The sequence below is a fragment of the Brevundimonas sp. EAKA genome (assembly GCF_000698025.1).
GTDB lineage: Bacteria > Pseudomonadota > Alphaproteobacteria > Caulobacterales > Caulobacteraceae > Brevundimonas > Brevundimonas mediterranea_A.
The window spans coordinates 1-26844 of sequence record NZ_JMQR01000039.1 but is presented as its reverse complement, the minus strand read 5'-3'; the positions used below and the strand labels follow the sequence as shown (position 1 = coordinate 26844).

Here is a 26844-nt window from a genome sequence, read left to right as displayed (position 1 = left end):
GAGAAACACCGTCCCGGCAGGTCGCCGGGGCGGTGTTTCCGTGTGCGGATAATCAGGCGGCGGCGACGTCCAAGGCCGCCTTGCCCGCCGGAGTGACGACGAAGGCGCCGGCCCCTTCGTCGTCCTCATCGACGCCATCGCCGGCGGCTTGGTCCTCGATGTCCGGGGCATCCTGATCGGCGTCGATCGGGGCGGCCCATGACAGGGCGGCCGGAGCCCAGGTCCGTTGCGCGGCCTGTTCGGCCACCCAGTCGACCAGCTCGGTCTTGCGGAGCGTCTTCGCCCGCTCGTCCTCGGCGCCCATGGTGTCGAGCATGCCGGTCAGCAGGCCCTTGGAGTGGGGCTGCAGGAAGGGGGCGTCGGGCGTCCAGTGGAGAGTGATGTCCGCTTGGCAGAGAGCGGCCAGCTCCGCCGCCTCGGCCCGGGCGCTGCGGCGGATGGAGAAGGTCTTCTCCTCCCGGACGTCGAGGCTGATGGCGGTCAACTCCGCCAGCAATCCCATCTTCTCGCCGTGGGCAAGGCCGTGGACCCAGGCGATGACGGTCTCGCCGGACGCTTCCCAGGCCGTGCGACGATCCTCGAGCCGTCGACGAACGTCACCATCCAGAGCCTCGATGACCCGGCTGTTCGCGGGATTGAACCCGCTGGCGGTGATGGCCAAGGCCGAGTCCGACCGCGCGACGTGCGCGCGTCGAACGAGGACGGTGAACAGCCGCGCGATCAAGGCTGTAAGCGCCGCCCCGGGATCGTCGGCCAGCGCGCGGATCAGACCCCGCGTCGCCACATCGGTCCGCACGGCGTGAAGGGCATGGTTGACGCCTTCTGTCTCCGGCTCCGGAGCCTCGACTTCCGGCGGAACATAGGCCGGTGGCGCCGCGGTCCGACGCGCGGCCTCCGGCGCGGCGTCCTGATCCTCTTCGTCGATCTCGGGTTCCTCCGGCGTGTAGCAGCGGACTTCGACGCCTGCCTCCGCGGCCGGCCACAGGACCATCGTGGTCACGACCCGGCCCCCGCATCCAGTCTGGTCTGATGCAATCTTGGCGTGGATCATGTCGACGATCGCCAGATCAGCCACGTCGGGGTGCTCGACGTCTGCCAGGGCGATGCGGGCCTTCTCGGTCCGGTCGTTGAACACCTCCCTCTGCGCCCGGTAGCGCGCCATCTCTTCGGCGGGGAGTGAACCGCCATACACATAGCCGAGCGCCTCCAGATCGTCGGGAAGCTCTGGCTCCGGGCCGGCGGTCACGTGAACCGAGATCCCTTCGGCCTCGAACACGGCCGCGATCCCACGTGCGCGACGGGTCCAGACCTCGGTCAGGATGTCGGGGTCGAGCAGGACCGGCGGCAGTTCACCGAACAGATCGCTCTCCGTCCGCCCCCCGGCGTCAGCATAGGCCTGAGGATCGACCAGGGCGCAGCGGCGATCGCGCGTGGTGACCCGGCTGTCGTCGAGCCGCTCCTTCACCCGCCATTCCTGGAAGCCCTGGCCGTCCAGCGTCATCTGGGCGATGTCTTTCTGCTCCTGAAGGTCCGGCAGGCGCGCCAGCAGCCGGGTCTGGCGAAGCGTGATCCGGCCCGCTTTCAGCGCCACCAGAGCGGCCGGCGCGACCCCGGACAAGGCGGCCAGCCGTTTGATCTCGATCTCGTCATAACCGAGCGCCCGCGCCATGGCGGTGATCGTCAGTTTCGACTTCAGCATCCGGCCAATGGCGGCGATGACATCGGCCACATGGACCGGCACGGCGGTGTTGGTCAAAAGCACCGCCGCCGCCTGGCGCGCCGGATCGGTCTCGACATAGGTCCGGACAGGATAGTCCTCGTCGATGTCGCCGGCCTCCAGCAGGCTCGCCAGCGCCAGACGACGACGACGACCGTCTAGGGCCATGAACGGCTGCTCCTTTTTGCCGCGACCGGGCCTGACGGTCACGGGCTGCAACTGACCGGCCGCCTTCAGGGTGGCGGCCAGGGTCGGAATATCGTCGTCGGGCGGTTCGCCATAGCGCAGGTTCTCTCGCGCGATGCCGAGATCCCCGAGGCGGACGATGCGTTCCACGGGCGTGAAGATGACGGCCGGGGTTGGGGTTTCAGGAACAGAGGTTGTTGAGGTGATGACGGGAACGAGGTCGGTCATGAGGTCTCTCCTGCCGGGCGACGGGGGCCATCCCCGTCACTCCGGCGCCCCTCAGAGCCCTCGCTCCCCCTTTGCGACGCCGCCGCGACCGCGACCTCGTTCCAGTCGCCGAACGGCGGCTCGGGCCATGACACCTCAACCTTGAGACCGTCATTCACCAGGCGGCGGCGGAGCCGGGCAGCCGCCGCCTCACCGGCCTCGCCACGGTCAGCGGCGATCAGGACCCGGCGCACCCAGGCGGGCGGGCTCCAGGCGACGAGGTTATTGGCGGCCATAAGAGCCCAGCCGGGAAGACCGAAGCGGTCGATGGCCGACAGGGTCGTGACCACCCCTTCGCCCACCAACATCTCTTCGGCCGCAGGCGAGAGGCGAACGGCCGCGCCGGGCGGGACCTGACCCACAGTCTTTCGGGCCAGGCGCAGACCGCCGGCGGGCAGACCATTGGTCTCGAGATAGGTCAGCTCGACCGCCGTCAGACGATCCTCGGCGTCGCTGACCCGGGCGATCAGAGCGGGACGCACGCGCCTACCACTCTGATAGACCGACAGTGGCGCGGAGGGGTGCAGGCGAAGATTGTAAGCGGCGGCTCCGGTCATGACTGCGCGCCGTCGCAGATAGAGACTGGCCGGACCGTGGGGCGGTCGCTCCGTCGTCGCGGTCCACAGACGCGATGCGGTCTCGACGCGAAGGCGCCGGTCCGGTCTCGGCGATGAGGACCGTCCGCGCCCGCCGCCGGTGAGCCGACCGGCGTCATCGATAAAGCCGCGAAGGCGAAGATCATCCCGTGCGGTGCGCCAATCGGCGCCGCCGAATCCGTGGATGATGACCCGATCATCGGCCAGCATCAACGAAACCGAACGGTCCGCCGTGCTGTGGCCGGGTGCGGGGATGCTGGCGCGCGAACCTCCGGCATAGAGGTCGCCGCCCAGGGCGGCGACAATCGCGTGAAGGGTCATGGCCGCCTCAGATCAGGCCGAGCTGTTTGAAGCTCGCCGTACCCTGACGGCCGATGACGAGATGGTCGTGCACTTGCAGGCCGAAAACGCCGGCGGCGTCCACGATCCTGCGGGTCATCTCGATATCGGCCCGTGACGGGGCCGGGTCGCCGGACGGATGATTGTGGACAAGGATGAGCGCCGAAGCCGAGAGTTCCAGCGCCCGCCGGACGACTTCACGGGGGTAGACCGGGGCGTGATCGACCGTGCCTTCGGCCCGGAATTCGTCCCGAAGCAGGATGTTCTTCTTGTCGAGATACAGGGCGCGGAACTGCTCTCTCGGTTCGTGGGCCAGGGCCGAGCGAACATAGGCGACCAGGGCGGACCATGATGACAGGACGGGGCGGCGGCAGGCCTCCGATCGGGCCAACCTGATACTCAGCCGGCGCAACATCTTGAGATCCGTGATCGTGGTCGCGTCGAGCGTGGCGGCCCGCGCCAGCTCGTGCGGATCCGCCGCGACGACGGCGGCGACCGTGCCGAACACCGCCAGCAAGGTCGCTGCAGCCTGCGCGATGTCACGCTCCGGCATGGTGCGTGTCATCAGCAGGGAAAGAAGGGTGGCGTCGTCCATCTCCTGCTCAAGGCCCGGCGACGCCGCGAACAGGTCTCCCGAACGCAGGCCGGAAGGCCTGAATGTTGATGAGGACAAGGGTCGCATCGCGGGGCTCCAGGGGCTGCTGGCCCCGGATCGGGGCGACCACCCCCCGCCCTTCCTTTTTCTCCAATGCCCGTTGGCTAAGAGGGGCGATGGCTTCAGGCTGCGCCCATGAAATGGCTCCTGATCCTCACTGGTCTTCTCCTCGCTCCCGCCGTCGCCCACGCGGATCCGTGCGAGGGCCGTTTGCCTGACCGCGCGGGCGCGTCCTTCTCCGGTCTGGTGCGCTACATCGGTGACGGTGACAGCCTGTGTGCGGGCCCCAACAGTGACCCCTCGACCTGGATTGAGGTCCGGCTGTCGGATTTTAACGCCCCCGAGCTCCACAGTCCGACCGGACGCGCTGACCGGGACCGATTGTCGGGCTTGGTTCGCGGACGTGTCCTGACGTGCGTGGCGGTTCGCGGTCGTAACGGTCGCGTCATCGTCTATGATCGGGTGATTGCCTCATGCCGCCTTAATGGTCGAAGGGTCGGCGACCTGCTGCGTGCCGCCGGTGGACGCGAAGGGGGAGATTAGGACGCGAGCCTGCTGGACCCCGCAAGCCCTGCCGAAATCCAACTTGGAGTGGCAGTCCCCTCGTCCATCCGCGCGCATGTCGGACCCCTTGGCCACTTCCCTTCCGAGTTCCCTGCGAGCCATCAGCTAGGAGGAAGTCGTCGGCTCGCGGGGGCCCAAGGTCATAGGCGGATCGCTGCGGCAAGTATGTGGATGCGAGGCGCCCTACGAGCGTCCCGTCAGGCGACGTCGCAAGTCGCGTTCGATGGTTTTCCTCTGATGCGGAGTGAGTTTGCGCCACCCCGCGACTTCCAACCGCGTGCGTCCACAGCCTGCGCAAAAACCGGAGCGGGCGTCGAAAGTGCAGACATCGATACAGGGTGTCTTGGCCATCCCACCTGTCTACCGGGCCAGGGAGACGACGGCCTGCCAGGTCAAGACCAGGCCGACGACAGCGATCAGAACCCCTGAAAAATAGGGCGCCTTTCGTGCAAAAGCCGCGAAACCTCCCGACCAGCGCTTCTCCGCATGCCGCATCCCGATCGCCGCTGCGACACCGACGGTGACCATGGTCGCCGCCAATCCGATCGAAAAGCACAGGACGAGGGTCGCACCCAAGGCCACCTGCTTCAGCTGCAGGCAGAGCAGCAGGACGGTGATCGAGGCCGGGCACGGGATCAGGCCGCCTGTCAGGCCGAAGAGCATGATCTGCCAAGTGGTCACCTTGCGGTTGGCGAACCGCTTCTTGATGTCGTTGGCGTGGGCGCGTTCGTGGGCGTCCTGATAGCCGGGGTCCGAGACATCAACCCCGCCGTGGTCATGAGCGTGTTCGTGATCGTGTTCGGCGAACTCGACATCGAACTCGTGGGTGTGATTGCCGTGGCCCAGGACCAGCCTTGCGGTGAACGCATGGGGTTCAGGAATGACGTCTGCCGATTCGAGATAACCGTCGCGTGTCTCGAAGTGGAATGTCTGGACGGAGCCGTCCGCCCGGGTGGTTGCGACGATGACGTCGTCGGCCCTCGGAACCGGCCCTTTCTCCGGAGCGAACCGGAACCGTGGGGGCACGCCGTCCTCGAAGATACTCAGGCTGACGACGCCATGGCCGGTGTCGATCCAGCGCGTCTCGTCGTGGTCATGGTCGTGGTCACGATCATGCTCGTTGTGGACGGCGTTCTGCTCGCGCCATGTGGCGAAGAGCATCCATGCGGCGACACCGAGGATGATCACGGCCGAGGCCAGCTGGAACCAGCCCTCCGAGGCTTCGATGTCGAAAAACTGGCCGAAGTAGAGCCCGGTCAGGGCGATGGCCCAGACGATGGCCGTATGGGACAGCGTCGCCGACAAACCCAGCAGGATCGCCTGCCAGACCGTACCGCGCACCGCGACGATGAAGGCCGCCATCATCGTCTTGGAGTGGCCGGGCTCCAGCCCGTGCAAGGCTCCCAGCAGCAGGGCGGAAGGAATGAACAGCCAGGCATGGGCCGAGCCCTGCGCGAGCAGGTCTGCAAACGGGGTCATCGGCGTCTCACAGGTATTTGGTGATGTCTTTGAACTCGGCCATGGCCCGACGGGCCTCGGCCGGGTCGCCCTCGGCCGCATGGGCGAGGCAATGGTCGATGTGATCGTGGATCAGGGTCTTCTTGGCCGCCGCCACGGCCTTCTCGATCGCATGAAGCTGCTGGGCGAGATCCAGACACGTTCGCCCACCCTCGATCATGGCGATGGTCTTGCGCAGATGACCCTCGGCGCGCTTCAGCCGATTGATGATCTCGGGGTGGGATTCGTGGACGACGTGAGCCATGAGGCTATGCTATCCCCCTGGAGGGGATAAGACCAGCCTCTCTTGGTTACCCGCCACAGGACGACGTTCGATGTTTTCACCGCTTCGCCATGCCGGTTACCGGCATCTGTTCATCGCCCAGGTCGCGGCCCTGCTCGGCACGGGCATGGCGACGGTGGCGCTGGGTCTGCTGGCGCATGATCTGGCCGGGGCCAATGCCGGCGAAGTCTTGGGGATGGCCCTGGCCATCAAGATGATCGCCTATATCGGCGTCGCGCCCTTCGCGAGCGCCCTGGCGGCCAGGCTTCCCCGCAAGGCCCTGCTGGTCTCGCTGGATGTCGTCCGGGCCTGTGTCGCCGGCGCCTTGCCGTTCGTTGGCGAGGCCTGGGAGGTCTATGCCCTGATGACGGTGCTGTACGTCGCCTCGGCGGCCTTCACCCCGGCGTTCCAGGCGATGATCCCCGACCTGCTGCCTGACGAGGCGGAATACACCAAGGCCCTGTCGCTCTCGCGCCTCGCGGCCGATCTCGAGAGCGTGGCCAGTCCCGTGCTGGCGGCCGTGCTCCTCGCCTTCATGAGCTACAACAATCTGTTCGCCGGGACGTCCCTCGGCTTCGTTATCTCGGCCCTTTTCGTCGTCACGGCTGCACTGCCGGTACTGACGCAGACGGCTCAGAAACCCTTCATCCAGCGGCTCACGGGCGGGGTTCGCCTGTTCGCTTTGACGCCACGTCTGCGCGGTCTGATCGCCATCAGCATCGCCGAGGCCGCCGGCGGGGCCATGGTGTTCGTCAACACGGTCGTCCTGGTGCAGTCCCGCTTCGCCATGTCCGGCCAAGCCGCCGCCTGGGCGCTAGCGGCTTTCGGGGCGGGGTCGATGGCGGCGGCGATCGCCCTGCCTCGCCTGCTGGACCGGGTCGCAGACCGGACCGCCATGTTGTGGGGCGCCGCGATCATGACCCTGGTGCTGCTTGGAGGATCGGTGCTGGCGACCACCTATGTCGCCCTGCTCATCCTCTGGGCCGTCATGGGCGTCGGCTATTCGTTGACCCTCACACCGGCGGGTCGCGCCTTGCGTCGGTCTTCCAACGCACAGGATCGTCCGGCCCTGTTCGCGGCGCAGTTCGCCCTGTCCCACGCCGCCTGGCTGATCGCCTATCCGGTCGCCGGTCTGGTCAGCGCGGCTGCGGACCCCAGCGCGGCCTTTCTGGTGCTGGCCGCCCTGTGCGCGTTCGGAACGGTCCTAGGATTTGTAGTCTGGCCTGCGAACGACCCGACGGACCTGCCGCATCGGCATGACGCACCGGCCGAAGACGATCCGCATCTGGACGGTCAATCCGGAGAGGCGTTGCACAGCCATCCCTTCGTCATCGACGAGCGCCACCCGCGATGGCCGACGACGAAGGAGTGAGCCCAAGGCGGGAGACATCCGACCGTAAGCCTCAGTCGACGAAATCGACGCTCTCGTAGTCGCCCGAGGTTTGAAGCGTGATGGTGACACGCTCGCCGCTGCGGTTACGCCAGAACCAGCCGTGATGACCCGCGAAAGCGGCCGTTAGCACCCCCGTCTCGCGGGCGGAGGTTCCCTTGCTATAGCCGTGATAGGTGATCCCTTGGCCGTCACCATGGGTGTCATAGTTCACCGCCGGGCCACTGGTGGACCAGGTGAAGTTCGCCTTCGCGCCGTCCCCCATGGCCATTTTGATCTCGGCCCCCTCGTCAGGCTCAAGGGTCAGGGACGTGCGATGGCTGCGACCCGCCGATGCGCCATTGGTTGTCGTAGCTGCGGCTGCCGTCTGGGTCGTGACCGCTGGCGGGACGGCTTCGGTCTTGGCAGACCTGGCCGGCTCCTGAGTTGCGGTGTCTGGTGAGCCCACTGGTGCGGCTGCCGGCAAGGCAGGCGCGGTCCTCGTGGATGTAATGACCGCCGCCGTTGAGGCCGCTTCAGCCGCAGCTTCAACGGCGAGTTGGCGCTTGATCCGGCCCATCTCGGTCAGCCCGAAGACCGAGCCGATGCGGGTAGGATCGACGCCGTACTCGGCTGGAAGGACCACGGTGACCAGCAGGGCCGAGGCGATGACGACGGCGACGCCGGTAGACTTGAGCAGCTTGGCCGTCGACGGCAGTTCGGCGGGATCGGGTTGATTGAGATTTTGCATGGAAGGTCTCCCGTCAGGCGACGAAGAAGCCGACGAGCTGATAGCCCGTCAGGATGAAACCGAGGATCATGAGGATGACGTTGGCCAGATAGGCGTGGCGCCCGAAGCTGGCGGTCCGGCGCCAGAATCCCATGGCGATCAGGATGGCTCCGAGCGCCAGAAGCTGGCCGATCTCCACGCCGATGTTGAAGGCGATCAGGTTGACCAAGAGGCCGTCGGAAGACAGCTGGAAGTCCTGCAGTTTGGTCGCCAGACCCAGGCCGTGGAACAGACCGAACGCCAGGGTCGCGGCCCTGGCGTCCGGCTGGACACCGAACCAGCGTCGGTAGGCCCCCATGTTGTCGAGCGCCTTGTAGACGACGGACAGGCCGATGATGGCGTCGATCAGATAACTGGAGACGTTGACGTTCAGCATCACGCCCAGCAGCAGGGTCGTCGAATGCCCGACGGCGAACATGGTGACGTAGAGGCTGATATCCTTGAGGCGGTAGAGGTAGAAGATCACCCCGAACAGGAACAGCAGATGGTCGTAACCGGTGACCATGTGCTTGGCCCCCAGATAGACGAAGGGCCAGAAGACGATGCCGGACGTCTCCTGGATGTAGCCCTTGTCCCCTGCCGCCACCCCGTGCGCCAGGGTGGCGGTGAACAGGCCGTTGAGGAAGAGCACCAACAGGCCTGCGCTCAGCAGGCCGATGGGCGTTCGCAACCAGGCGGTCGCGCGCTGGAGACGCGGGTTCATGAAGTCCTCCGGGAGTATGCGAAGGGAAGCCGCTCACGCCACGACCGTCTGACGCCGTTCGGCGAAGACGGGCGGCCGTGGACGAGGCTGTAGAGGGCGGGGAGCACGAGCAGGGTCAGCAGGGTCGAGGAGATGATCCCGCCGATGACGACCGTGGCCAGCGGGCGCTGGACCTCGGCGCCGGCTCCGACGTTCAAGGCCATGGGCACGAAGCCGAGGCTGGCGACGAGCGCCGTCATCAGCACCGGGCGAAGACGGGTCAGCGCCCCCTCCCGGATTGCCTCGCCAAGAGGCTTCCCTTCGGCGATCAAGCTGCGGATGAAGGTGACCATGACGACACCGTTGAGCACGGCGACCCCGGACAGGGCGATGAATCCGACCCCCGCCGAGATCGACAGAGGCAGCCCACGCAGCATCAGGGCGGCCACCCCTCCGGTCAGGGCCAGAGGCACGCCGGAGAAAACGATGGCCGAGTCCTTGACCGAGCGGAACAAGGCGAACAGCAGGCCGAAGATCAGCAGCAACACCGCGGGAACCACGAGTTGCAATCGTTTGGCGGCCGAGATCAACTGCTCGAACGTTCCGCCATAGGTGACCCAATAGCCGGCCGGTATGGCGACCTCAGCATCGACCCGGTCCTGAACCTCGCGGATGAACGAACCCAGGTCGCGGTCGCGGACATTGGCCGTGGTCACGATGCGGCGTTTGCCGTTCTCTCGGCTGATCTGGTTCGGACCCTTTGTGAGTTCGATCGTGGCGACCTCATTCAGGGGCACGAACTGACGCGGCTGTCCTTCGCCCGCCGGGAGCGGGACCTGGAGACGACCGATGGCGTTGGTGTCGGCGCGCAGACGCTCGGGCAGGCGGACAACGACGTCGAAACGACGGTCACCCTCGAAGATTTGCCCGGCGGTCGTGCCGCCCATCGAGGTGGAGATAACCGACTGGACGTCTTCGATGCTCAGGCCAAGGCGCGCCATGGCGGGTCGGTTGGGTGTGATCTGGAGCACCGGCAGGCCGGTGATCTGTTCGGTCTGGGGATCGGCGGCCCCGTCCACCGAGGCCACGATGGCTTCGATCTCGGCGCCGAGGCGCAGCAGTTCGTCGAGATCGTCGCCATAGACCTTGATGGCGACGTCGGCCCGCACCCCGCTCAGCAGTTCGTTGAACCGCATCTGGATCGGCTGGGTGAACTCGTATTTGCTGCCGGGAATCTCATTCACGGCCTCTTCCATCTCGGCGACGAGGTCGCCGCGAGACTTGCGAGGGTTCGGCCAATCCTTCCTGTCCTTCAGCATGATGAAGGTGTCGGCGACCGAGGGCGGCACCGGATCGGTGGCGACCTCGGCGGTGCCGATCTTGGCCACGACCCGCTCCACCTCGGGGAAGCGGGCGATGCGGGCTTCCAACGCAGTCTGCATCTGCACGGCCTGGGTCAGGCTGGTGCCCGGGATGCGCAGGGCGTGCATGGCGATGTCGCCTTCGTCGAGATTGGGCACGAACTCCGAGCCCATCCGCGACGCCCCGAACCCGGCGAGCAGCACCAGCACGACCGCAATGCCGATCATCAGGCTGCGGGTCCTGAGCGCGAAGTCGAGCGCCGGCTGATAACCCACCCGGGCCCAGCGCATCAGGAAGCTGTCCTTCTCCTCGACCTTGCCGGTGACGAACATGGCGACGGCGGCGGGTACGAAGGTCAGGGACAGCAGGAGCGCTGCCGTCAGGGCGATGACGACGGTGATCGCCATCGGGTGGAAGGTCTTCCCCTCCACCCCGGTCAGGGCGAAGATGGGGACATAGACCAGGGTGATGATCATGACCCCGAATAGCGAGGGCCGGATTACCTCGCTGGAGGCGGTCGCCGCCAGATCGAACCGTTCCTCGCGGGTCAGGATACGACCCAGGCGATGCTGGGCCTCGCCGTAGCGCCTGAGGCAGTTCTCGACGATGATGACGGCGCCGTCCACGATCAGGCCGAAGTCGAGCGCGCCGAGGCTCATCAGATTGCCGGAGGTTCCGGTCCGCACCATGCCGGTGATGGTCATCAGCATGGTGACGGGAATGACCGCCGCCGTGATCAGGGCCGCGCGGATGTTGCCGAGCAGCAGGAACAGCACGACGATGACCAGCAGGGCGCCCTCGACGAGGTTCTTTTCGACGGTGTGGATGGCGCGTTCCACCAGTTCGGTGCGGTCGTAGACCGGCGTGGCGACGACACCGGGCGGCAGGGCCTTGGCGGCTTCCTGCAGGCTGGCGGCGGCGGCCTGGGCGACGATACGGCTGTTCTCGCCAGCCAGCATGAGAACCGTCGCAAGGACCGTCTCCTTGCCGTTCTCGGTCGCGGCGCCGGTGCGAAGTTCCTGGCCCATTCCGATGTCGGCGACGTCCAGGATGCGGATCGGAACGCCCCCACGCGTGGCGATCACGATGTTGCCCAGGTCTTCACTCGTCGAAGCCTGCCCCGGCACCCGGATCAGATACTGTTCGCCGAAGCGCTCGACATAGCCCGCGCCGACGTTGGCGTTGTTGTTGTCCAGCGCTTCGACCACCTCGGCCATGGTCACCCCGTAGGCCGCCAGCCGCTGCGGATCGGGTGTGACGTGATACTGACGCTCGTAGCCGCCGACGGTGTTGACCTCGGTGACACCGCGCGTGTTGCGAAGCTGGGGCCGGATGACCCAGTCCTGAAGCGTGCGCAGGTCTTCGGTCGTATAGGGCTGGCCGTCGGGACGTCGTGCACCCGGCTCGGCCTCGACCGTATACATGAAGATCTCCCCGAGGCCGGTGGCGATAGGGCCAAGTTCAGGGGTGACGCCGGGGGGAAGCTGACCGAGGGCGCTTTGGAGGCGCTCATTCACCAGTTGGCGTGCGAAATAGATGTCGGTGCCGTCGTCGAAGATGACGGTCACCTGGCTCAACCCGTATCGCGAAACCGAGCGGGTGTATTGAAGGCCCGGAACGCCTGCGACGGCGGTCTCGACGGGGAAGGTGATGCGCTGTTCGGCCTCCAGCGGCGAATAGCCGGGGGCTTCGGTGTTGATCTGAATCTGGACGTTGGTGATGTCCGGAGTGGCGTCGATCGGCAGGCGCTGGAAGCTCCAGACGCCGATGGCGCAGGCCAGGAGGACGAGCCCCATGACCGCCCATCGGAAGCGGATCGACAGGGCGATGATGCGTGCAAGCATGGTTCTCGCGCCCCCTAGTGATCATGGCTCGCGCCGGACTTTTCGATGTCCGCGCGAATGAGGAAGGCGCCGTCCACGACGTATTCGGTTCGGGGTTCGAGCCCGCCAAGCACCTCGGTCCACTCGTCGGTCCTTCGGCCCAGTTCGAGCATCCGCACCTCATAGGTGTTGCCGACCTTGGCGTAGACGACCTGGAAATCGCGGAACGGCTGGATGGCCTTGGTCTGGACGGCGAGAGGCACTGCACCCTCACCGACCTGAACGGTGCCCTGTACTCCCAGGCCCGGCCGCCAGACGCCGCCCTGATAGGCCAGTTCGACATGGGCGATCAGGGTCTGGCTCATCGGATCAGAGCCGGGCAGGATGGTTTCGATGACGCCATTGAAACGGTGGTCACCTGCCAGACTGGTGACCTCGACCCGCTGGCCCCGGCGGACACGTTCTGCATCGCGCGGATAGAGGGCGAACTCGGCATGGAGGCGGGTTGGGTCGCCGATCACCAGCATCGGCTCGCCGCCCGCGCCGGTGATGGCCCCGGCGTTGACGTTCTTGGCCATGATGACGCCGGAGATCGGCGCGGTGACGGAATAGGTCTGGAGGCTCTCGCTGGACTCGACCCGCGCCACAACCTGGCCTCGCGATACGCGCTGGCCCAGTTCGACGTTCAACGCCATCACCCGACCCGGATAGCGGGCGAAGACATCGCTCTGGCCCTCAGGCGTGATCTCGACCCGACCGCTCAACGGCAGAGACTCGCCCAGGACTGCGGAACCGGCGCGCTGCGTGGTGACGCCACCGGCGCGGGCGGCGTCGGCTGAGATGACGGTGCGACCCTCATAGGACTGGTAGGCCCAGGTCGATCGCTTGCCGTTCTGGGTCGCCGCGACCGCCACGTCGAAGGAGTGCGGCTCGGAGACGACACCGGGGCTGGCGAGATAGTCCTCGGTCGGGATGAAGGTGAACCGATCGACCTTCGGCCCGAGACGGGTCAGGGCCATGGTCGCCTGGACCTGACGTGGATCGAGCGGCTTGTCCTTCAGATAGGGATAGAGCCGGAACAGGGGCTCTGGTCCTTCCTCGAAGATGGTGATCTCAAGGGCGAAGTCTCCGTCGCGGAGCATCCGGCCTCGGTGAGGGCCACGCTCATAGTCGGCGGCGGCAGCCTCGCCGTTTTCGCCTGCCTTTTCGGCGGGCTTGTCTCCGCAAGCGGCGGCGGCGAAGGCGAGGACGATCGCGGACGCAACGAGCCAGCGCCGCGAAGGTGTCAGGCGGATCATGGTTGAGTCTCCAGGGCGAGGATCAGGGCGCCGTGCGCGCCGGTCAGTCTGTCGAGGCGGGCGCGATCGATATGGAATTGCTTGAGCACCGCGACGCGGCGGGCGCGGGTCTGCAGCAGGGCGGTCTGGGCGGAGATGACGTCGTTGTAGGTGAAGCCGCCCCTGTTGAAGCCGTCGCGCACCAGAACGACGGCGCGCTCGGCCTGGGGAAGGGTTTCCTGCCCGATCCTGCGAGCTTCGCTGGCTCGGGCCATGACCTGAACCTGCAGGCGCGCGATCTCACGTTCACGGTCGATGCGGGCGGCGGCGAGATCACCCTCGGCGGCCAGCCCCTCCGCTCGGGCGCGGTCGATGGCCCCGAGGTTCTGGTCGTAGCGACCAAGGGGAATCGACGCGCCGACGACAAAGCCGAGGTCGTTGCCGTCCCCGAAGTGACGGACGCCGGCGCTGACCGTGGCGTCCGACCGGGCGCGGGCCGTCTCCACCGCCACCCGGGCGACGGCGATGTCGCGCTGTGCGACGAAGATGTCCAGGTCCGCCTGGGCGACCCCATCCGTGACGTCGAGCGCCGACCGGGTGTCGGCGAAGGTCTCGGCGCCAAGGGTGAAGTCCGATGACCCATCCCAGAACCGGGCCAGCGAAATGTTGGCGACCCGGACGGTAATCCCGGCCTGATCGAAGTCGATCTGGGCCTGAGCCAGTTCGGCCTCGGCGCGCGCCCCGGCGAACAGAGGATCGCGCGCCATGTCCACGCGGCGACCGACCTCGGTCTGGAACCGTTCGGCGAGGTCAAGGCGCTCGCGGGCGATCTCCAACTCGGCCTGAGCCGCCAGAGCTTCCGCCCAGGCGCGCTGCACCTGTTCGAGCCGGTCCAACTGGCGAATGCGCGCGGTGGCGTCGACCAGCAGCCCTTCGGCTTCGGCGAGAGAGACACGGGCGGACCTGTCACCGCCCCGCTCGAACCGTTGCTCGACTGTGAGCGTGGTCTCGGTCCGACGGAACAGGTCGCCTCCGCCGATGGTCGGAAAGTTCTCGACCATCACCCCAAGCGTGGGGTTGGGACGAACGTCCGCCTGACGCACGGCTGCCCGCGACGCCTGTCGCCGGGCCTGGGTCGGTGCCAGTGAGGGATCGACCAGGGCGGCTCGACGCAGCGCCTCGTCCAGCGACAGTACAGGCGCGGTGGACGTGGCCGCCGCATCCTGTGCGACAGCAAGGGTCGGCGGCAGCGAGGCCGCCAGAATGAGCGCGAGGGCCGACACGGCCGTCAGTCGCGCCCACGGCCCGGCAATGCCGGACGATGGGGTCTTCAAGGGATTCTCTCCGGGAAACGGGGGTGCACGCGCGACCGATTGGCCGCGTCGGATCAGATGATCGTGCGCGTCCGTCTGGGAGGGTATTCAGGCCCGTCGCCGTCGTGGGCCGGACGTGCGCCATCGCCCGCCGGCTGGATCAGCACGGCGTTCATGGCGACGAGGGGGCTCAGATCGCGGTTGAGGATCGGGATGGCGGTGTGGCTGTCGCCGCTCGTATGGTGGTGATGGCTTGCTGGACGCCCGGCCTCGCCCTCGTCTTCGCCGTCTTCGGCTTGATCCAGTGGATCCTCGGCCGGCGCGTCGGGGGCGATATGGACGTGCAGCGAGCCATGATCGACGTCCGCGATCTCTGCGTGATCACCGTGGCCGATCGCGACTGCCGGCCAATCCGACGCATGGGCAATCTGGTGCCGCCCTTCCTGAACCCCATGCAGGCTCAACGTCGCCACGAGGGCGGCGCACAGGCTGACGCAAATGGTGCGAAACAGGCGAGACAAGATTGAACGGCTCCTTCATCCGCCATAGTGCGACCCGATCCCAATGGCAACGGTCGAGGTTGCCGCATCACGATATGGCTAGGATTCGTCCTTCAGGTGGATACGTGATGGCGGAGGTCGGGAGCTCCGTTGACGGCTGCGACGATGCGAACATTGATCGATCCGCCAGTCGTGGTAAGGGGCGGCATGGGAGTGACTCACTATCATTCTCAAAATGTTTTCTTGGTGGGCTGCGGGTCGCTGCGGCGCCAGTGCGGCGCCGACCGGTCGGGATTGACCGACGCCGAGGCAGTACCCAAGTCTCGTGGCCCGGGGTCAGGCCGGCGCTGCGGGCCGGGCTCGCCGGCTTTCGAACCGGCGTCGGATCCAGGTTCGCCCAGGTTTCTCAACGAGCAGATGCAGGGCCGCCGCGATCAGCGCCGTGACGACGAACAACCCTGCCAGTTCGACTGGCGTGATGCGGAAGGCGCTGTCGATGCCGCGCAGTTCGGCGACCACGCCCTTGAAGGCGACGAGGACGGGCATGTGCACGAGATAGAGGGCGAAGGAGGCTTCACCGGCGAAAACCAGCGCAGGGGCGGCGAGAGGCCCCTCGCAGTCCGCGCGTGCGAGCAGGGACCAGGTCAGGATAACGGGGGCTGAGAGGGCGACGATGATCCGGTCGTCCAACGACAGCTGCATAGCGCCGAGCAACACGAGGGTAGCAGCCAGGGCGGCGGCGATGGCGACGGGCCGGCTCCAGCGCCAGCGATGGCCCAAGCCGTAGAGCGCCATGCCGATCAGAAAGGCCGGCGCTATGCGCAAGATGCCCATGTCGTCCTCGGCCCGAGGCAGAACCTTGCCGAAGGTTGAGACGTAGGCCGCGTCGATGACAACATAGCTGACGATGCCCAAGCCGAGCAGGAACCAAGGACGATGTCTCATCCGGATGGAGAGAAGGGCGTAGGCCGGGAACAGCAGATAGGCGAACCATTCCGCCGAGAGCGACCAGGACGGGCCGCTCCAATTGTATCCGATTTCGCTTGGAAACCACGCCTGTACCAGGAACAGGGTCTTGAAGAAGCCCTCTGTCGTGTAGGTCGAGAGATCGAACGGAACGCCAGAGATTGAAGCTCCGAGCACCATGATCAGAACACCGCCTAAAATCGCCAGATGGAGGGGATAGAGCCGAGCCAAGCGGGCCACGAGGAAGCGCCTGTAGCTGAACGTTCCTGCGGCGAAAGCGGGGCCGTAGACGTGGGCCAGAATGAAGCCCGACAGCATGAAGAAGGCGTCGACCCCCAGCCGGCTTCGCTCGATGATCGGGCTGTAGCCCAGGGCCGGATCCCACTGAAGCTGGTAGTGGAACAGCACCACGCCCATGGCCAGGAAGGCCCGCAGGCTGGTCAGGGCCATCAGATCAGCCGGGTAGCCTTCGTGAGTCGGAGAAACGGACGTCATGAACGATGGCCCCCCAAAGGCAGGCGGCACAGGACGGACCGCTTAATTGGTCTACGCATCGGTCGCCTCCATCCCTCATTCTGTCGCATCTGGGGATCAGGCCTGCCGCGCTGGAGAAAAGGCCATGATCTGATCCTGCGCCGCTCGCGGGCTCATGGCGATCGGCTTGCAGGTTTTCATCGGAAGGCGCGATGACGCGCGCCACCGGCTCAGCCCACAGACCGGCGCGGCCATGGTGAACGATGGCCTGGATCTCATCGAGCGCGGTTTTCTCCATGGGCGATGGATCGGCCGCCCATGCGGGCCCGCACGAAGACCACGTCGCCCACGCCCATGTCGCAATCCAGCTGACCGTGGCTCGCGCGGGCTCGGCCCGCGTGGTTCTGGACGACCGTCGCGCCCCGAGCCGTCAGGCGATCGTCATCGGGCCTTCTGGCGCTGATCGGGCCGGCCCTCGCCTCGTCATTCCGCCCTCCCTGACGGCCCTGTCGAGCCCTGAGGCCCAGCCGGACCGCATCGTGGCGGGCTTCAGAGAACGGCTCGGCGTCAAGGCGTATAAGCTGGATCCACGCCTTGAAGGGGTGCTTCTCAAGCCGTCTGAGGACCCGGCGCCCGGAGCCGTCGCCCGTGGGGCCTGGTCGGTCGGCGCCTCAAGGTCCTGGCCTAGGCGCAGATGCAGGCTCCACGTCTTCGCTATGCGCCCGTGATTCTCCGTGGGTTTTTCGGCCTGTTCACCAGCCTGTGGGATCATCTCTTGGGCAAGTTCCGGTCCGGGGCCCACACGCCCCCGGACAGGCCAGATCGGCGTGTCCGATCGGCCCTACTACCCGAGAGGATATTTTAGGACGCTCGCCGAACCAATCCGACAGGCCGTCTAGGGAAATATCCTGCGCTAGCGCGATGCGCGTCCGAGAAGGTTGATCAGTTCTGTGGCCTTGGCCTTGCGATCGGAGAGATCGTCGCCGGTCATCGCCCCCATGACGCAATGGTCGAGGTGGTCTTTCAGCACCTCCCTCTCGACGCGCAGCAGGGCGGCCCGCACGGCCTGGAGCTGGGTGAGGACCTCCACGCAGTAGCGGTCCTCCTCGACCATCCGGGCGATGCCGCGAACCTGGCCCTCGATCCGGTTCAGGCGGTTCAACACCTTGGGTTTGGTTTCCGTCTGCATCCAATTCCTCGTTCTGACCGTTCGACCCTACCCCAGGACAGCGCCTTGCGCGATACCCCCATAGGGTATATCTGGCGTCCAGCTGTTTCAAGGAGCCCGCCATGTCCATGCCCTCCCATTCGCATCCGGCCGGTCACAGCTGCTGTTCGGCCAAATCGGCCGACGGCGGCGCGAAGGCGGTCGATCCGGTCTGCGGCATGACCGTCGATCCCGCGACCGCGGCGCATCGGGCCGTCCACGACGGCCAGCACTATTTCTTCTGTTCGGCGGGCTGCCGGACCAAATTCATCGCCGATCCGGACCGCTATCTCGGCGAGGCCCGGCAACCGGCGCCTGTCATCCCGGGCGCCATCTACACCTGCCCGATGCATCCGGAGGTGCGCCAGGAGGGCCCGGGCTCCTGCCCGATCTGCGGCATGGCGCTGGAGCCGGAGACCGTCACCGCCGAGGCGCCGGTCAATCACGAACTGATCGACTTCACCCGCCGCCTCTGGGTTGCCGCGGTCCTGACCCTGCCCGTCTTCGCGCTCGAGATGGGCGGCCATCTGACCGGACTGGCGATGCGGATTTCGGGCCAAACCTCCAACTGGATCCAGTTCGCGCTGGCGACGCCCGTGGTGCTGTGGGCCGGCTGGCCGTTCTTCCAGCGGGGCTGGGCTTCCCTCCGCAACCGCAGCCTCAACATGTTCACCCTGATCGCCATCGGCGTCGGCGCGGCCTGGATCTACAGCGTGGTCGCGGTGCTGGCGCCGGCTCTGTTCCCGGCGGCGGTCCGCCGGATGGACGGCAGCGCGCCGGTCTATTTCGAGGCAGCGGCCATCATCACCGTCCTGGTTCTGGTGGGCCAGATTCTTGAGCTGCGCGCCCGCGAACAGACGTCCGGCGCCATCCGGGCGCTGCTTGATTTGGCGCCCAAGACCGCGCGGCGGCTCCGTGACGACGGCGGCGACGAGGACGTCACGCTCGACATGGTCGCCGTCGGAGACCGGCTGCGCGTCCGCCCCGGCGAGAAGGTGGCGGTCGATGGCGAGATTCTGGACGGTCGGGTGACCATCGACGAGTCCCTCGTCACGGGTGAATCCATGCCGGTGACCAAGGACGTCGGCGACAAGGTCGTCGCCGGATCGCTCAACAAGACCGGCTCGTTCGTGATGCGGGCCGACAAGGTGGGCGCCGACACCCTTCTGGCGCAGATCGTCCAGATGGTGGCCCAGGCCCAGCGCAGCCGCGCGCCGATCCAGCGGCTGGCCGACAAGGTGTCCGGCTGGTTCGTGCCGGCCGTGATCGCCATCGCGGTTCTCGCCGCCGTCGTCTGGGGCCTGATCGGTCCGGAGCCGCGCCTGTCCTACGCCCTCGTCGCCGCGGTGTCGGTGCTGATCATCGCCTGTCCCTGCGCCCTGGGCCTGGCCACGCCGATCTCGATCATGGTCGGGGTGGGGCGCGGCGCCCACGCCGGGGTGCTGATCAAGAACGCCGAGGCGCTGGAGCGTTTCGAAAAGGTCGACACCTTGGTGCTCGACAAGACCGGTACCCTGACGGAGGGGCGACCGTCGGTGACGGCCATCCGGCCCGCCGCCGGGTTCGACGAGACCGAGCTTCTGAGACTCTCCGCCAGTCTGGAGCGGGCCAGCGAACATCCGCTGGCCGACGCCGTCGTCCGCGCCGCGACGGATCGCAAGCTCGCGCTGTCGGAGGCCTCGGAGTTCGACAGCCCGGTCGGGCGTGGCGTCACCGGGGTGGTCGACGGCCGCCGCGTGGCGCTCGGCAACGGCCGCTACCTCGGCGAGATCGGCGTCGATGTCGCCGCCCTCGAGGCCGAGGCCGAGGCGCTACGCCAGGACGGCGCCACCGCGATCTTCGTGGCCGTGGACGGGGCCGCGGCCGGCGTCCTCGGCATCGCCGACCCGGTCAAGGCGACGACCGCCGGGGCCATTCGCGATCTGAAGGCCGCGGGCCTGCGCCTGGTGATGATGACCGGGGATAACCGGACCACGGCCGAGGCGGTGGCGCGCCGGCTCGGCATAGACGACGTCCAGGCCGAGGTCCTGCCGCAGGACAAGGCGGCGGTCGTCGAGCGGCTGCGCGCCGAGGGCCGGATCGTCGCCATGGCTGGCGACGGGGTCAACGATGCCCCGGCCCTGGCCGCCGCCGATGTTGGTGTGGCCATGGGCGCAGGTTCCGACGTGGCGATCGAGAGCGCCGGCGTCACCCTGCTGGGGGGCGACCTCCAGGGCATCGTCCGGGCCCGCAAGCTGTCGAAGGCGGTGATGAGCAACATTCGCCAGAATCTCGTCTTCGCCTTCGGGTACAACGCCCTGGGCATCCCGGTCGCGGCGGGGCTGCTGTACCCGGTCTTCGGCCTCCTGCTGTCGCCGGCTCTGGCGGCGTTGGCGATGGCCCTGTCCTCCGTGAGCGTCATCGGCAATGCGCTGCGGCTTCGTGCGGTCAGACTTTAACGGGGGCGGCATGGGGGACCGGGGCCAGGAGAAGGCGACGACCGGCGTTTGCGCCATTACGCACTCCGGCAGCCGATCCCTCGCCTGATCCAACAGCGTTCGGGTATATTTGATCAAGGCGGAACCGTGTCGGAGGACCCGGATTTAACTGGCGTTCATGTCCGGTTGCGCAACGGCGCCGAGATCCCGGTTCAAGTCCGCGTCCCGCCGCCGCCCCGCGGCGCTTTCGTCAACTAGCCGCCGGCCGATTCGCCGGCGCCGCCCCACGCCGGAGACACCCGATGTTCAACCTGACCTTCACACGCTCGTCCGTTCTGCTCGCCGGCTGTTCCGCTCTCCTCGTGGCGGCGTGCAGCCCGGCCGCCGAGCCGCCGGCGGCCTCCAAGGCCGACGAGTCGGCGCAGACTCCGGAGCCCATGGCGATGGCGCAGACGCCCTTCTCCGCCGCCGAGGCGAGGATGCACGAGGCCATGAGGTCGGCGACGGGAGCCAGCGCCGGAGAGGCATGGGCCCGCAAGATGATCCCCCATCACCAAGGCGCCCTCGATATGTCCCAGATCGTGCTGCGCGACACGCGGGATGCCGACATTCGCCGGATGGCGCAGAAGACCGTCGAGATGCAGACCGGGGACATCGCCGAGCTCCAGCGTTGGCTCGAAACAAACGTGGGGGCCGCAGCCGGTGCGGCAGCGCCGGGCGGAGGCGGTGAGCCGCCGTTCGCGCCGGCCGAAGCGAAAATGATGGAGGCCATGATGGCCGCGACCGGGGTCGACACGGACCAGACCTGGGCTCGCAAGATGATCGCGCATCACCAGGGCGCCCTCGACATGGCCCAGGTGGTGCTGCGCGAAAGCCAGGACGCCGACATCCGGCGCATGGCGCAGAAGACGATCGAGATGCAGACCGCGGACATCGCGGAGCTGCGCGCCTGGCTGGAGGCTCATCCCGCCAGCGCAGGATGATCCGGCGTCGGCGAGAAGTCCCGTTGCAGATTTGCGAGTAGAGGAAGAACAATCGATGGAAAACATGAAGACCATGCACGCCATGAAGGGGAGCTATCGGTCGTTCGCGATCGAGCTCGTCCTGGATTTCATCATCATGTACCTCGTGATGTACACGATGATCGCGTCCCTCAATCATTTCTACTTCAACCTCAACAACGTCTACATGACCCTCATGATGGTCTCGCCTATGGCGATCCTCATGCTGGTGTTCATGCGGTCGATGTATCCGTCGAAACGGACGAATCTGCTGATCGGCGGGGCTGCCGCCCTGGTGTTTGCGGTCAGCTTCTGGGGTATGCGGACCCAGGCGGCGGTGGGAGACACGGAGTTCCTGCGTTCGATGATCCCGCACCACTCCGGCGCCATCCTGATGTGCCAGCAAGCCTCGCTGACGGATCCGGAAGTGCTCGGTCTGTGCGAGGAAATCGTCCGCTCCCAGGAACAGGAGATCGCCCAGATGAAGGCTCTTCTGGCGCGGCGGTAATTCGGCGGGCGGCCGCGAGGGCCGCCGGCGCGGTCGGCTCTGCGGCAGCGTGTCGCGAGGGCCGACCGGGTCGCCTGCGTAAAACCATATAGATCGTCGCCTCGCCGAGGCGCGGTTCTGACTTTAAGGAGTATCTTATGAAGCTGGATCGTCGACTGCTGCTGCGCGGCGCCGTCGCGGGCGGCGGTCTCGCCGCCTTGCAGGGCTTGATGCCCGCCTGGGCCCAGACAGGTTCGCCGGGGTTGCGGGCGGACCTGCCGACCCTCACCGGCCCGAACATCGACCTGACGATCGGTCAGTCGCCGTTCACCGTGAACGGGCGCACCGCCACGGCCACAACGATCAACGGCGTGCTTCCCGCGCCGGTGCTCCGTTTGCGCGAAGGCCAGAACGTCCGCCTCGCGGTGACGAACCAGCTTGATGAGGACACATCCATCCACTGGCACGGCATCCTGCTGCCGTTCCAGATGGACGGTGTGCCGGGCGTCAGCTTCCCCGGCATCCGCCCGCGCGAGACCTTCGTTTACGAATTCCCGGTCCGGCAGTCCGGCACCTTCTGGTACCACAGCCACTCAGGACTGCAGGAGGCGCTCGGCCATTACGGGCCCATCGTCATCGACCCGGCGGGCGCCGACCCGGTCGCCTACGACCGCGAACATGTGCTGGTCCTGTCGGACTGGAGCTTCATGCACCCGCACGAAATCTTCGACAAGCTCAAGAAGAGCCCCGGTTACTTCAACCGCCAGCGCACCACCCTGGCCGGCCTGCTGGACGGCAGCGACCGGATGAGCCTGGAAGAGCGCCGGATGTGGGGCGAGATGCGCATGGATCCGCGCGACATCCTCGACGTCAACGGCTCGACCTACACCTATCTGATCAACGGCCACGGGCCGCGGGAGAACTGGACCGGTCTGTTCCGGCCCGGCGAGCGGGTGCGGTTGCGCATCATCAACGCCTCGGCCATGTCGATCTTCAACGTGCGAATTCCCGGACTGCCGATGACCGTGGTTCAGGCCGACGGCGAGAATGTGCGCCCGATCGAGACCGACGAGTTCCAGATTTCTGTGGCCGAGACCTATGACGTCATCGTCCAGCCGACCGAGGACCGCGCCTACACCATCGTCTCCGAAGCCATCGACCGATCGGGCATGGGGCGGGCGACCCTGGCGCCGCGTCTTGGAATGACCGCCGAGGTTCCGCCGCTGCGGGAGGTTCCCAACCTGACCATGAAGGACATGGGCATGGGGGACATGGGCGGCATGGGCGGAATGGATCACGGGTCCATGGGAGCCCAGCCGGGCGGAGCCATGGCCGGGATGGACCACGGGGCCATGACCGGAGCCTCCGGCGGAGCCATGGCGGGCATGGATCACGGCGCCGTGCCTGCCCAGCCTGCCGGGGCGATGCCTGGAATGGATCACGGCTCCATGGCCGGAATGAACATGCGCGATCCCGAGAATGCGCCGCCCGACATGGCGGTCGGTGTGGGCGTCGATGCCATCGCGATGGCGCCGGCCAACCGCATGGGCGAGCGTCCGATCGGGCTTCAGGATGTTCCGCATCGCGTCCTCGTCTACACCGACCTCGTCTCGCTCCAGCCCAACAAGGATCAGCGTCCCCCGTCCCGGACGATGGAAATCCATCTGACCGGCAATATGGAGCGGTTCATGTGGGGCTTTGACGGCCGAAAATTCAGCGAGCTGGTCGAGCCGATCCGGTTCGAGCGGGACGAGCGGGTGCGCGTGACCCTGGTCAACGATTCCATGATGGCGCACCCGATCCATCTGCACGGCCATTTCTTCGAACTGGTCACCGGGGGCCCTGCCGGGCACCAGCCGCTCAAACACACTGTCAACGTTCCGCCGGGCGGCAAGGTCAGTTTCGACCTGACCGCCGACAACCCCGGCGACTGGGCCTTCCACTGTCACCTATTGCTGCACATGCATGCCGGGATGTTCAATGTGGTCACGGTCCGTCCGATGGAAGGAGCTGCATCGTGAAGACGTCGGTCGCCGTCCTTCCCCTGATCCTCGCCGCGGCCTCCGCGGCGGCGGGAACGCCTGCGCTGGCGCAGAGCCACGCCGGGCATGCAACGCCCGCGCCTGTTCGCCAGACGCTTCCGGAGGGTTGCGTCGCGCGCGGCTCCTCCACCGCCGATGCATCCCGGATAGGGACGGCCGGAGCGCCGACGTGCCCGACGGGCGCGGTGCCCGTCCGTCTGCAGGCTGGGGCGATGCCGGCGGGGCACGACATGTCGACCATGGGCCAGACCCGGCCTGCGCCGGCCATGCCTGCGGGACACGACATGTCTACGATGCCCCAGACGCAGCCCGCTCCAGCCGCCGCGTCTAGACATGCCGGTCATGACATGTCGACCATGGGTCAGACCCAGCCCGCGCCGGCCATGCCGGCGGGGCACGACATGTCGGCTATGGGCCAGACCCAGCCGGCTCCGGCCGCCGCGTCCCCGCATGCCGGCCATGACATGTCGACCATGGGTCAGACCCCGCCCGCGCCGGCCATGCCGGCGGGGCACGACATGTCGACGATGGGTCAGATGCCGGCCGGACACGACATGTCCGGAATGGCCATGCCGCCCGACGTCCCGACCAGCGCGAACAATCCCGGACGTCCACCGGAAGCCCCCGCTCCGGCGGGCGCGGCAAGCGGGCCGGCCAATGCCGCCGACCTGCTGTTCGACCCCGCCGAAATGGCGGCGGCCCGCGCCCAGCTGTTGGTCGAGCACGGAAACGTCCGCACGACGGCGGTCATCATCGACCAGCTCGAAGCGACCTTTGGCGACGACGAGGAAGGCTACGCCTGGGACGCCCAGGGCTGGACCGGCGGCGACATCAATCGGTTCTGGTGGAAGTCGGAAGGGGAGGGCGCTTTTGACGGCGAGGTCGAGGAGGCCGAGATCCAGGCCCTCTACAGCCGGGCGTTCCGACCCTTCTTCGACTTCCAGACCGGCCTGCGGCAGACCTACCGGCCCGAGGGCGACCGGACCGATCTGGTCGTCGGCATTCAGGGTCTGGCGCCCTACTGGTTCGAGGTCGATGCGGCGGCCTTCCTGTCCAACAAGGGCGAACTGACGGCGAGGGCGGAGGCCGAATATGATCAGCGGATCACCAATCGCTGGATCGTGCAGCCCCGGGCCGAGGTGGTGCTGTCGGCGGAGGACATCCCCGAACTCCGGATCGGGTCCGGCCTGTCGACGCTCCAGATCGGGGCCCGCTTGCGCTACGAGTTCCGCAAGGAATTCGCACCCTATGTCGGCGTCGAATGGACCAAGAGCTTCGGCAATACGGCGGACTTCCTGGAAGCTGACGGGCGAAGCTCGGAAGACACCCGGCTGGTCGTCGGCATTCGGGCGTGGTTCTAGCGAAGCGGCGGCGGGTCTTGTCTTGACGCCGGCGCCCCCACAGGCACGCAACGGGTCGGTTGTCAGGACGCCCCCGCCGGGGCCAGGGCCTCGCTACAGCCTGTGCCTTGCGCCGGCCGGTGACCGGCCCGGTGTTGTCCAATGACAGCGGGGCGGCGGATCCGGGCCGTCGTGATCGATCTGGATGACACCCTGCTCTCAGCCTATCGCCGCCCTGATCTGGCGTGGCGCAGCGTCTGTCAGGTATACCAGACCGAGCTTGGCGACCTCGCTCCGGACGTTGCAGCGCGCGCCCTGACGGAGGCGGGGCGGGCCTTCTGGAGCGATCCGGACAGCCACGCCGTGGGCCGCGCAGACCCGAAGCAGGCCCGGCGCGTCATCGCAGCCAAAGCCTTCGAGGCCTTGCGGCGCGACAGTAGTCCAACGGTATCTCCCGAGATCGCAGAGCGCATCGCCGACGCCTTCAGCCTCCATCGCGACCGGCAGATGCGGCTCGAACCCAAGGCGGAGGCCGTGTTGGTCCAACTGCGGGACGCTGGATACCGGCTCGCGCTGCTCACCAACGGCGCCGGTCCACTGCAGCGCGCCAAGATCGAGCGTTTCGGTCTGGCTTCGCGTTTCCATCATATCCAGATTGAAGGCGAGGTCGGCGTTGGCAAGCCCGATCCGGGCGCGTTCAGGCGAGTGTTTGCCGCCTTGAACGTCGATCCGCCCGAGGTCTGTGTCGTCGGAGACAGTCTGGAATGGGACATTCGCCCGGCCAAGGCGCTGGGCTGTTTCACCATTCTGTACGACCCGGAGGCTGGCCAAGCTGTAGGACGCGGTTTCGGCGACGCCCACGTTGTGACCCGGACATTGGCGAGCTTGGCGCCCCACCTTCAGGAGCGTAGTTCGCCCCCCGGCCGGATGGATCGCGCCGGCCGGCGATCACGGCGCGCCGACTGAGCCCAGGGCTGAAAGACCATCGCGAGGGGTCAGCCGGGGAGCCGACCGCTGATCGACGACGGAAAAACGCCGCGCGGCAGGTCGCGCGGCGTTCCTTCCACATCCGGCTTCGGCCCCTCAGGAGGCGGGAGGCCGATCCCTCAGTGAACCATGAAACGGACGAGGCCGTTCATCTGGTGGCCGTCGGCGCCCTTCGCGGCCCAGGCGGCGGAATAGGATCCGGGGGCCAGGATGGGGAGGGGCGCGCTGACCGTGGTGACCGGCGCCGCGTCGTCGACCACAGCCACGTCGATGGACCGGGCGTCAGGGCCCGTCAGCCTGAGAGAGGTCAGGGTCATGGCGTGCGGGAACGTCGCCGAGAAGGTCGTCGGCGCGACCGCTAGCATGGCGTTGTCCGCGGGCGCGGTGACGACGCCGTTGGCGGGGGCCTGCATGGCGGCGTGATCCTGCGCCGACATGCCCGCGTGCGAATGGCTCTGGGCCTGGGCGAGGGAGACGGGAGCCAGCGCCGCCAGAGCGGCCAGGCTGGTGAGGATTGAACGGTTCATGAGAGACTTCCTGATGCTTACGTGGACTACTGGTTGGGCGGCATGGTCATGCCGTCCATCTTCGACATGTCATGGCCGGCCATCGGATCGGCCGGCGGCGGCGTCGGGGCGGCCGGCCGGCCCTTTTAACAAAACCGAGCCGCCCGCGGGCCCCCCTCGTGCGGTCTCTGAGGGAG

22 protein-coding genes are annotated in these 26844 nt (G+C 67.1%); 7 read left to right on the top strand and 15 right to left on the bottom strand.

Annotated elements, in window-relative coordinates; genetic code table 11:
- Positions 1–52 precede the first annotated feature (52 nt).
- The 6 genes from ER13_RS07695 to ER13_RS07670 all read right to left on the bottom strand — a co-directional run bounded on the left by ER13_RS07695 (position 53) and on the right by ER13_RS07670 (position 6086).
- Complete coding sequence (locus ER13_RS07695; protein ID WP_035308125.1) at positions 53–2131, bottom strand: ParB N-terminal domain-containing protein; 2079 nt, start codon at positions 2129–2131, stop codon at positions 53–55.
- Positions 2128–3087: a toprim domain-containing protein gene (locus ER13_RS07690; RefSeq protein ID WP_081836174.1), complete on the bottom strand. Its 960-nt coding sequence runs from the start codon at positions 3085–3087 to the stop codon at positions 2128–2130. The genes ER13_RS07695 and ER13_RS07690 overlap by 4 nt, the downstream gene beginning before the upstream one ends.
- A 7-nt stretch (positions 3088–3094) precedes the next feature.
- The gene (gene radC, locus ER13_RS07685; RefSeq protein ID WP_052004993.1) at positions 3095–3700 is read right to left on the bottom strand and encodes a DNA repair protein RadC; all 606 of its coding nucleotides are present in this window, start codon (positions 3698–3700) and stop codon (positions 3095–3097) included.
- A gap of 807 nt (positions 3701–4507) precedes the next feature.
- The gene (locus tag ER13_RS19305) at positions 4508–4675 is read right to left on the bottom strand and encodes a DUF1289 domain-containing protein (protein WP_081836171.1); all 168 of its coding nucleotides are present in this window, start codon (positions 4673–4675) and stop codon (positions 4508–4510) included.
- Between the two features lie 9 nt (positions 4676–4684).
- Positions 4685–5803 (bottom strand): nickel/cobalt efflux transporter, encoded by a 1119-nt coding sequence (locus ER13_RS07675; protein ID WP_035308121.1) that lies wholly within the window; start codon positions 5801–5803, stop codon positions 4685–4687.
- A gap of 7 nt (positions 5804–5810) precedes the next feature.
- Positions 5811–6086, bottom strand: a complete 276-nt coding sequence (locus tag ER13_RS07670) for a metal-sensing transcriptional repressor (RefSeq protein ID WP_035308120.1) — start codon at positions 6084–6086, stop codon at positions 5811–5813.
- Between the two features lie 70 nt (positions 6087–6156).
- Between ER13_RS07670 and ER13_RS07665 the strand changes: the two genes are divergently transcribed.
- On the top strand, positions 6157–7476 hold the full coding sequence (locus ER13_RS07665; RefSeq protein WP_035308117.1) for an MFS transporter: 1320 nt from the start codon (positions 6157–6159) through the stop codon (positions 7474–7476).
- A gap of 31 nt (positions 7477–7507) precedes the next feature.
- Here ER13_RS07665 and ER13_RS07660 read toward each other — a convergent pair whose 3' ends face one another.
- From ER13_RS07660 to ER13_RS07620, 8 genes are all read right to left on the bottom strand, one after another.
- Complete coding sequence (locus tag ER13_RS07660; RefSeq protein WP_035308115.1) at positions 7508–8224, bottom strand: hypothetical protein; 717 nt, start codon at positions 8222–8224, stop codon at positions 7508–7510.
- A 13-nt stretch (positions 8225–8237) separates the two neighbouring features.
- On the bottom strand, positions 8238–8966 hold the full coding sequence (locus tag ER13_RS07655) for a HupE/UreJ family protein (RefSeq protein WP_035308114.1): 729 nt from the start codon (positions 8964–8966) through the stop codon (positions 8238–8240).
- Positions 8963–12151 carry an efflux RND transporter permease subunit gene (locus ER13_RS07650; RefSeq protein WP_035308111.1) on the bottom strand — a complete coding sequence of 1063 codons (3189 nt, stop codon included), beginning with the start codon at positions 12149–12151 and terminating at the stop codon, positions 8963–8965. The genes ER13_RS07655 and ER13_RS07650 overlap by 4 nt, the downstream gene beginning before the upstream one ends.
- A gap of 14 nt (positions 12152–12165) precedes the next feature.
- Positions 12166–13428 carry an efflux RND transporter periplasmic adaptor subunit gene (locus ER13_RS07645; protein ID WP_035308110.1) on the bottom strand — a complete coding sequence of 421 codons (1263 nt, stop codon included), beginning with the start codon at positions 13426–13428 and terminating at the stop codon, positions 12166–12168.
- Positions 13425–14741, bottom strand: coding sequence for a TolC family protein (locus tag ER13_RS07640; RefSeq protein WP_052004992.1), 1317 nt, complete (start codon positions 14739–14741; stop codon positions 13425–13427). Before ER13_RS07640 ends, ER13_RS07645 begins: the two co-directional genes overlap by 4 nt.
- A 53-nt stretch (positions 14742–14794) precedes the next feature.
- On the bottom strand, positions 14795–15241 hold the full coding sequence (locus ER13_RS18380) for a hypothetical protein (RefSeq protein ID WP_088582500.1): 447 nt from the start codon (positions 15239–15241) through the stop codon (positions 14795–14797).
- 315 nt (positions 15242–15556) lie between these two features.
- Positions 15557–16681 (bottom strand): acyltransferase, encoded by a 1125-nt coding sequence (locus tag ER13_RS07630; RefSeq protein ID WP_081836170.1) that lies wholly within the window; start codon positions 16679–16681, stop codon positions 15557–15559.
- Between the two features lie 892 nt (positions 16682–17573).
- A complete protein-coding gene (locus tag ER13_RS07620) occupies positions 17574–17849 on the bottom strand; it encodes a metal-sensitive transcriptional regulator (protein ID WP_035308104.1) in 276 nt (91 codons plus the stop codon).
- A 101-nt stretch (positions 17850–17950) separates the two neighbouring features.
- Here ER13_RS07620 and ER13_RS07615 point away from each other — a divergent pair, with 101 nt between their 5' ends.
- The 6 genes from ER13_RS07615 to ER13_RS07590 all read left to right on the top strand — a co-directional run bounded on the left by ER13_RS07615 (position 17951) and on the right by ER13_RS07590 (position 26120).
- Entirely contained in the window at positions 17951–20305 is a 2355-nt protein-coding gene (locus ER13_RS07615) for a heavy metal translocating P-type ATPase (RefSeq protein WP_035308102.1), read from the top strand.
- A gap of 281 nt (positions 20306–20586) precedes the next feature.
- Positions 20587–21267 (top strand): DUF305 domain-containing protein, encoded by a 681-nt coding sequence (locus ER13_RS17710; RefSeq protein ID WP_052004990.1) that lies wholly within the window; start codon positions 20587–20589, stop codon positions 21265–21267.
- A 55-nt stretch (positions 21268–21322) separates the two neighbouring features.
- Positions 21323–21793 carry a DUF305 domain-containing protein gene (locus tag ER13_RS07605; RefSeq protein WP_035308099.1) on the top strand — a complete coding sequence of 157 codons (471 nt, stop codon included), beginning with the start codon at positions 21323–21325 and terminating at the stop codon, positions 21791–21793.
- 137 nt (positions 21794–21930) lie between these two features.
- Complete coding sequence (locus tag ER13_RS07600; RefSeq protein ID WP_035308097.1) at positions 21931–23793, top strand: copper resistance system multicopper oxidase; 1863 nt, start codon at positions 21931–21933, stop codon at positions 23791–23793.
- Positions 23790–25175, top strand: coding sequence for a copper resistance protein B (locus tag ER13_RS07595; protein WP_231492500.1), 1386 nt, complete (start codon positions 23790–23792; stop codon positions 25173–25175). Before ER13_RS07600 ends, ER13_RS07595 begins: the two co-directional genes overlap by 4 nt.
- 171 nt (positions 25176–25346) lie before the next feature.
- Positions 25347–26120 carry an HAD family hydrolase gene (locus ER13_RS07590; protein WP_197019744.1) on the top strand — a complete coding sequence of 258 codons (774 nt, stop codon included), beginning with the start codon at positions 25347–25349 and terminating at the stop codon, positions 26118–26120.
- A gap of 140 nt (positions 26121–26260) precedes the next feature.
- Here ER13_RS07590 and ER13_RS07585 read toward each other — a convergent pair whose 3' ends face one another.
- Positions 26261–26668 (bottom strand): copper resistance CopC family protein, encoded by a 408-nt coding sequence (locus ER13_RS07585; protein ID WP_052004988.1) that lies wholly within the window; start codon positions 26666–26668, stop codon positions 26261–26263.
- Positions 26669–26844 lie beyond the last annotated feature (176 nt).

Excerpts from the sequence above, each read along its gene's own strand:
- ER13_RS07695 (WP_035308125.1), bottom strand. The coding sequence starts at position 2,131 with ATGACCGACCTCGTTCCCGTCATCACCTCAACAACCTCTGTTCCTGAA.
- ER13_RS07690 (WP_081836174.1), bottom strand. The coding sequence starts at position 3,087 with ATGACCCTTCACGCGATTGTCGCCGCCCTGGGCGGCGACCTCTATGCC.
- radC (WP_052004993.1), bottom strand. The coding sequence starts at position 3,700 with ATGGACGACGCCACCCTTCTTTCCCTGCTGATGACACGCACCATGCCG.
- ER13_RS19305 (WP_081836171.1), bottom strand. The coding sequence starts at position 4,675 with ATGGCCAAGACACCCTGTATCGATGTCTGCACTTTCGACGCCCGCTCC.
- ER13_RS07675 (WP_035308121.1), bottom strand. The coding sequence starts at position 5,803 with ATGACCCCGTTTGCAGACCTGCTCGCGCAGGGCTCGGCCCATGCCTGG.
- ER13_RS07670 (WP_035308120.1), bottom strand. The coding sequence starts at position 6,086 with ATGGCTCACGTCGTCCACGAATCCCACCCCGAGATCATCAATCGGCTG.
- ER13_RS07665 (WP_035308117.1), top strand. The coding sequence starts at position 6,157 with ATGTTTTCACCGCTTCGCCATGCCGGTTACCGGCATCTGTTCATCGCC.
- ER13_RS07660 (WP_035308115.1), bottom strand. The coding sequence starts at position 8,224 with ATGCAAAATCTCAATCAACCCGATCCCGCCGAACTGCCGTCGACGGCC.
- ER13_RS07655 (WP_035308114.1), bottom strand. The coding sequence starts at position 8,966 with ATGAACCCGCGTCTCCAGCGCGCGACCGCCTGGTTGCGAACGCCCATC.
- ER13_RS07650 (WP_035308111.1), bottom strand. The coding sequence starts at position 12,151 with ATGCTTGCACGCATCATCGCCCTGTCGATCCGCTTCCGATGGGCGGTC.
- ER13_RS07645 (WP_035308110.1), bottom strand. The coding sequence starts at position 13,428 with ATGATCCGCCTGACACCTTCGCGGCGCTGGCTCGTTGCGTCCGCGATC.
- ER13_RS07630 (WP_081836170.1), bottom strand. The coding sequence starts at position 16,681 with ATGACGTCCGTTTCTCCGACTCACGAAGGCTACCCGGCTGATCTGATG.
- ER13_RS07620 (WP_035308104.1), bottom strand. The coding sequence starts at position 17,849 with ATGCAGACGGAAACCAAACCCAAGGTGTTGAACCGCCTGAACCGGATC.
- ER13_RS07615 (WP_035308102.1), top strand. The coding sequence starts at position 17,951 with ATGTCCATGCCCTCCCATTCGCATCCGGCCGGTCACAGCTGCTGTTCG.
- ER13_RS17710 (WP_052004990.1), top strand. The coding sequence starts at position 20,587 with ATGTTCAACCTGACCTTCACACGCTCGTCCGTTCTGCTCGCCGGCTGT.
- ER13_RS07605 (WP_035308099.1), top strand. The coding sequence starts at position 21,323 with ATGGAAAACATGAAGACCATGCACGCCATGAAGGGGAGCTATCGGTCG.
- ER13_RS07600 (WP_035308097.1), top strand. The coding sequence starts at position 21,931 with ATGAAGCTGGATCGTCGACTGCTGCTGCGCGGCGCCGTCGCGGGCGGC.
- ER13_RS07585 (WP_052004988.1), bottom strand. The coding sequence starts at position 26,668 with ATGAACCGTTCAATCCTCACCAGCCTGGCCGCTCTGGCGGCGCTGGCT.